This window comes from Halanaerobium sp. ST460_2HS_T2, from assembly GCF_003337665.1.
GTDB lineage: Bacteria > Bacillota > Halanaerobiia > Halanaerobiales > Halanaerobiaceae > Halanaerobium > Halanaerobium kushneri.
Genome location: NZ_QPJF01000057.1, coordinates 1 through 5556, shown reverse-complemented (window position 1 = coordinate 5556; position 5556 = coordinate 1). Strand labels below are relative to the sequence as shown.

Annotated in this window: 3 rRNA genes; all 3 read left to right on the top strand. The window is 46.4% G+C overall.

The features are described from left to right. Positions 1-37 precede the first annotated feature (37 nt). The 3 genes from DFR80_RS14830 to rrf all read left to right on the top strand — a co-directional run bounded on the left by DFR80_RS14830 (position 38) and on the right by rrf (position 5551). Positions 38-1588: ribosomal RNA gene (locus tag DFR80_RS14830) — 16S ribosomal RNA — on the top strand. A gap of 190 nt (positions 1589-1778) precedes the next feature. Further along, positions 1779-5176, top strand: a 23S ribosomal RNA gene (locus DFR80_RS14825). Positions 5177-5434: 258 nt separating this feature from the next. After that, positions 5435-5551: ribosomal RNA gene (gene rrf, locus DFR80_RS14820) — 5S ribosomal RNA — on the top strand. The 16S, 23S and 5S rRNA genes sit together here, the layout of an rRNA operon. Positions 5552-5556: the final 5 nt, after the last annotated feature.

The window sequence follows — 5556 nt, the reverse complement described above, 5'->3', positions numbered from 1 at the left end:
GCTTATATTAAATAATATGAGCCAAATTCAAATTCTTTATACGGAGAGTTTGATCCTGGCTCAGGACGAACGCTGGCGGCGTGCTTAACACATGCAAGTCGAACGGTCTACCTCGACAGATACCTTCGGGTTGACGACGAGATCTAGATAGTGGCGGACGGGTGAGTAACACGTGAATAATCTGTCCTCAAGTCTGGGATAACCTGGCGAAAGTCGGGCTAATCCGAGGTAAGCTGAGAGTGTGGCATCACACAATCAGAAAAGGTGCTTTTAGCATCGTTTGAGGAGGAGTTCGCGGTAGATTAGCTAGCTGGTGAGGTAACGGCTCACCAGGGCAACAATCTATAGCTGGTCTGAGAGGACGATCAGTCACACTGGAACTGAGACACGGTCCAGACTCCTACGGGAGGCAGCAGTGGGGAATCTTCCACAATGGGCGAAAGCCTGATGGAGCAACGCCGCGTGAGTGAAGAAGGTCTTAGGATTGTAAAGCTCTGTCCTTAGGGAAGAACCGTGGATGTAGTTAATGACATCCACCTGACGGTACCTTTGGAGGAAGCACTGGCTAACTACGTGCCAGCAGCCGCGGTAATACGTAGAGTGCAAGCGTTGTCCGGAATTATTGGGCGTAAAGGGTACGCAGGCGGATAATCAAGTCAAGCGTGAAAGGTGTCGGCTTAACCGACAGACTGCGTTTGAAACTGGTTATCTTGAGTGTAACAGAGGAGAGTGGAATTCCTAGTGTAGTGGTGAAATACGTAGATATTAGGAAGAACACCAGTGGCGAAGGCGACTCTCTGGGTTAACACTGACGCTGAGGTACGAAAGCTGGGGGAGCGAACGGGATTAGATACCCCGGTAGTCCCAGCCGTAAACGATGGATACTAGGTGTTGGAGGTTCGAATCCTTCAGTGCCGGAGTTAACGCATTAAGTATCCCGCCTGGGGATTACGATCGCAAGATTGAAACTCAAAGGAATTGACGGGGGCCCGCACAAGCGGTGGAGCATGTGGTTTAATTCGAAGCAACGCGAAGAACCTTACCGAGAATTGACATCCCGTGACCATCTATGAGAGTAGAGTATAGCACTTTGTGCTACACGGAGACAGGTGGTGCATGGCTGTCGTCAGCTCGTGTCGTGAGATGTTGGGTTAAGTCCCGCAACGAGCGCAACCCCTGTTCTTAGTTGCCAGCGAGTAATGTCGGGGACTCTAAGAAGACTGCCGGTGAAAGTCGGAGGAAGGTGGGGATGACGTCAAGTCCTCATGCCCTTTATATCTCGGGCTACACACGTGCTACAATGGCTGATACAGAGGGGAGCAAAGCTGCGAAGTGGAGCAAATCCTTGAAAATCAGTCCCAGTTCGGATTGCAGGCTGCAACTCGCCTGTATGAAGTTGGAATCGCTAGTAATCGCAGGTCAGCATACTGCGGTGAATACGTTCCCGGGCCTTGTACACACCGCCCGTCACACCAATCGAGTTGGATGCACCAGAAGTCATCTGCGGATGCCAAAGGTGTGTCCGGTAAGAGGGGTGAAGTCGTAACAAGGTAGCCGTACCGGAAGGTGCGGCTGGATCACCTCCTTTCTAAGGAGAGAACGTGAGCTTGCTGTTTAATTTTGAAGGTTTATTAGTCGGTCATTAAGACCGTCATTAATCTTCTATAATATATTGAAGAAAAGAAGTTAAAGGTTTTAATGTTGGTTTTATCCAACTTCAAATCTCAAACTTCCAACTTCAAAACTGTACATTGAAAAATGCATATAGGAAATAAATTGATTAAGCTAGAAAGAGCTTATGGTGGATGCCTAGGCATTCAGAGTTGAAGAAGGACGCGACCGGCTGCGAAAAGCCGTGGGGAGCTGCTAAATAAGCGTAGATCCGCGGATATCCGAATGGGGAAACCCACCAGTGTGGAGCACTGGTATTATGTGGTGAAAGAAGTAGCCATGTAAGAACAAGCAGGAGAACTGAAACATCTTAGTACCCTGAGGAAAAGAAATCAAAACGAGATTCCCTTAGTAGCGGCGAGCGAAAGGGGAGAAGTCCAAACACATTAAGTGTAAATCTGTAGATGTTGCTTAATGTGGGTGTAGGATATAACGACTAAAAGCTACAGCTTTTAGCTGACTTAAATTTTTTACCCAGTCGAATGAGCTGGAAAGCTCAACCAGAGGAGGTAATAGTCCTGTAGACGAAAGGTAGAAGAAGTCAGGGATATATCCAGAGTATCACGGGCCACGAGAAACCCTGTGAGAATATGGGAGGACCACCTTCCAAGACTAAATACTCCTGAATGACCGATAGTGAACAAGTACCGTGAGGGAAAGGTGAAAAGAACCCCGGGAGGGGAGTGAAATAGAAACTGAAACCGTAAGCTTACAACAAGTAGGAGGGCTATTAGAAAGCCTGACTGCGTACTTTTTGTATCACGGACCGGCGAGTTACTAATCGTAGCGAAAGGTTAAGTCATAGAGATGAAGCCAGAGCGAAAGCGAGTCTGATAAGGGCGGAAGTTATGATTAGTAGACCCGAAACCGAGTGATCTATCCATGACCAGGGTGAAGCGGGTGTAAGAGCCTGTGGAGGCCCGAACCCACTTATGTTGAAAAATGAGGGGATGAGTTGTGGATAGGGGTGAAAGGCCAATCGAACTCGGAGATAGCTGGTTCTCCTCGAAATAGCTTTAGGGCTAGCCTCGATGTAAAAGTTAAATGGTTGTAGAGCACTGATTGGACAAGGGGCCCAACAAGGTTACCAAATCCATTCAAACTCCGAATGCCGTTTAATGTTCATCGGGAGTCAGACTATGTGGGATAAGCTTCATAGTCGAAAGGGAAAGAGCCCAGACCACCAGATAAGGTCCCAAAGTATATGCTAAGTGGAAAAGGAAGTGAGATCGCACAGACAACCAGGATGTTGGCTTAGAAGCAGCCACTCATTTAAAGAGTGCGTAATAGCTCACTGGTTAAGCGGTTTTGCGCCGAAAATGTAACGGGGCTAAAGCATATCACCGAAGCTGTGGATTCTGGAGGTTGGAGGTTAGAGGTTGGAAGTTAGTTAAAGATGGTGAAAAAATGATCAAAAGCTATAAAGATTTAAAAGTATATAAAAAAAGTTATAGCCTTGCATTAGAAATACATCAACTAACTCAACATCTACCAAAGACTGAGAGATATGAATTAGGAAGTCAAATGAGAAGAGCGGCAATTTCAATACCATCAAATATAGCAGAAGGTTATGGCAAAAAAAGATCTACTGCAGAATTTAAGAGATTTTTATTAATGAGTTTAGGATCCTGTAATGAGTTGCAGGTGCAAATAAACTTATGTAAAGATTTAGGGTATATCGAAGATGAAAAAGCTGATAAACTTCTTGAAAGATATGATATATTGGGAAGACAACTAAACACTATGATAGATAAATGGTTTTGAACTTTCCAACTTCCAATTTCTAATCTCCAACTTCTAGAGTGGTAGAGGAGCATTGTGTACGGAGTGAAGCTGTACCGTAAGGAGCAGTGGACTGTACAGAAGAGAGAATGCCGGTATGAGTAACGAAAAAAGGAGTGAGAATCTCCTTCGCCGAAAGTCTAAGGATTCCTGAGGAAGGCTCGTCCTCTCAGGGTTAGTCGGGACCTAAGCTGAGGCCGAAAGGCGTAGGTGATGGAAAATCTGTAAAGATTCAGATACCACTGTAAATTGATTGAGTGAAGTGGGGACGCGGCAAAGAGAGTGGAGCGTGTGACTGGAAGAGCACGTATAAGCTGAGGAGTTAGGGTAAGGAGGCAAATCCCTTTACCCGCTAATAACTTTTAGTGATGTGGAGCCAAAAGAGGCGAAGCCACTTAATGAGTCGCCAAGAAAAACCACTAACGAGATTTACAGTGCCCGTACCGCAAACCGACACAGGTAGACGGGAAGAGAATTCTAAGGCGCGCGAGAGAACCCTTGTTAAGGAACTCGGCAAAATGACCCCGTAACTTCGGGAGAAGGGGTACCCATTAGGAATACCTAGTGGGTTGCAGTGAAAAGATCCAAGCGACTGTTTATCAAAAACACAGGTCTCTGCTAAGTCGTAAGACGAAGTATAGGGGCTGACGCCTGCCCGGTGCTGGAAGGTCAAGGAGAAGGCTTAGTGCTTATGCACGAAGGTCTGAACCTAAGCCCCAGTAAACGGCGGCCGTAACTATAACGGTCCTAAGGTAGCGAAATTCCTTGTCGGGTAAGTTCCGACCTGCACGAATGGCGTAACGACTTGGATGCTGTCTCAACAAGGGACTCGGTGAAATTAAATTGCCTGTGAAGATGCAGGCTACCTGCGACAGGACGGAAAGACCCCGTGGAGCTTTACTGCAGCCTGATATTGGGTTTTGATGTAGAATGTACAGGATAGGTGGGAGACTTTGAAGCTGGCATGCTAATGTCAGTGGAGTCGCTGGTGGGATACCACCCTTTCTACAGCGGAATTCTAACTGGAGGCCATAAACTGGTCACAGGACATTGTCAGGCGGGCAGTTTGACTGGGGCGGTCGCCTCCCAAACAGTAACGGAGGCGCTCAAAGGTTCCCTCAGTGCGGATGGAAATCGCACGAAGAGTGTAAAGGCAGAAGGGAGCTTAACTGCAAGACAGACAAGTCGAGCAGGTACGAAAGTAGGACTTAGTGATCCGGCGGTATAGTGTGGAATTGCCGTCGCTCAACGGATAAAAGTTACCCCGGGGATAACAGGCTTATCTCCCCCAAGAGTTCACATCGACGGGGAGGTTTGGCACCTCGATGTCGGCTCATCGCATCCTGGAGCTGAAGCAGGTTCCAAGGGTTTGGCTGTTCGCCAATTAAAGCGGTACGCGAGCTGGGTTCAGAACGTCGTGAGACAGTTCGGTCCCTATCCGTCGCAGGCGGAAGATACTTGAGAAGAGCTGTCCCCAGTACGAGAGGACCGGGATGGACACACCGATGGTGAATCAGTTGTTCCACCAGGAGCATAGCTGAGTAGCTAAGTGTGGAAAAGATAAGCGCTGAAAGCATCTAAGCGTGAAACAGACTTCAAGATTAGGTATCTCACTTTGTTAAGAAGGTAAGATCCCTTAAAGATGATAAGGTAGATAGGCCAGAGGTGTAAGTGTAGTAATACATTAAGCTAACTGGTACTAATAGATCGAGGGCTTAATCATTATTTCCTATATGTATCTTTGAATTTACAGTTTTAATTTCAATCACCAATTAATTTTTAACGCATTTAATAACTTTTTTCAGTAAAAGAAAGAACTCGCTGCGCTCAAACAGCTTTCTTTTTTAACCTTCGAAAAAGTTATGAAATGCTAAATTAATAAGGTTCTGAAATTAAAACAGATAAATTCTGTGAGCTTTTCTCAAAGTGAAAAGATCAAGTTCGCTTTAGAAGAGAGCAGAATCACATGTAAATAACGATTTCCGGTGGTAATAGCGGAGGGGCAACACTTGTTCCCATCTCGAACACAAAAGTTAAGTCCTCCAGCGCCTATGGTACTGCATTGGTAACGATGTGGGAGAGTAGGTCGCTGCCGGTCCTTTT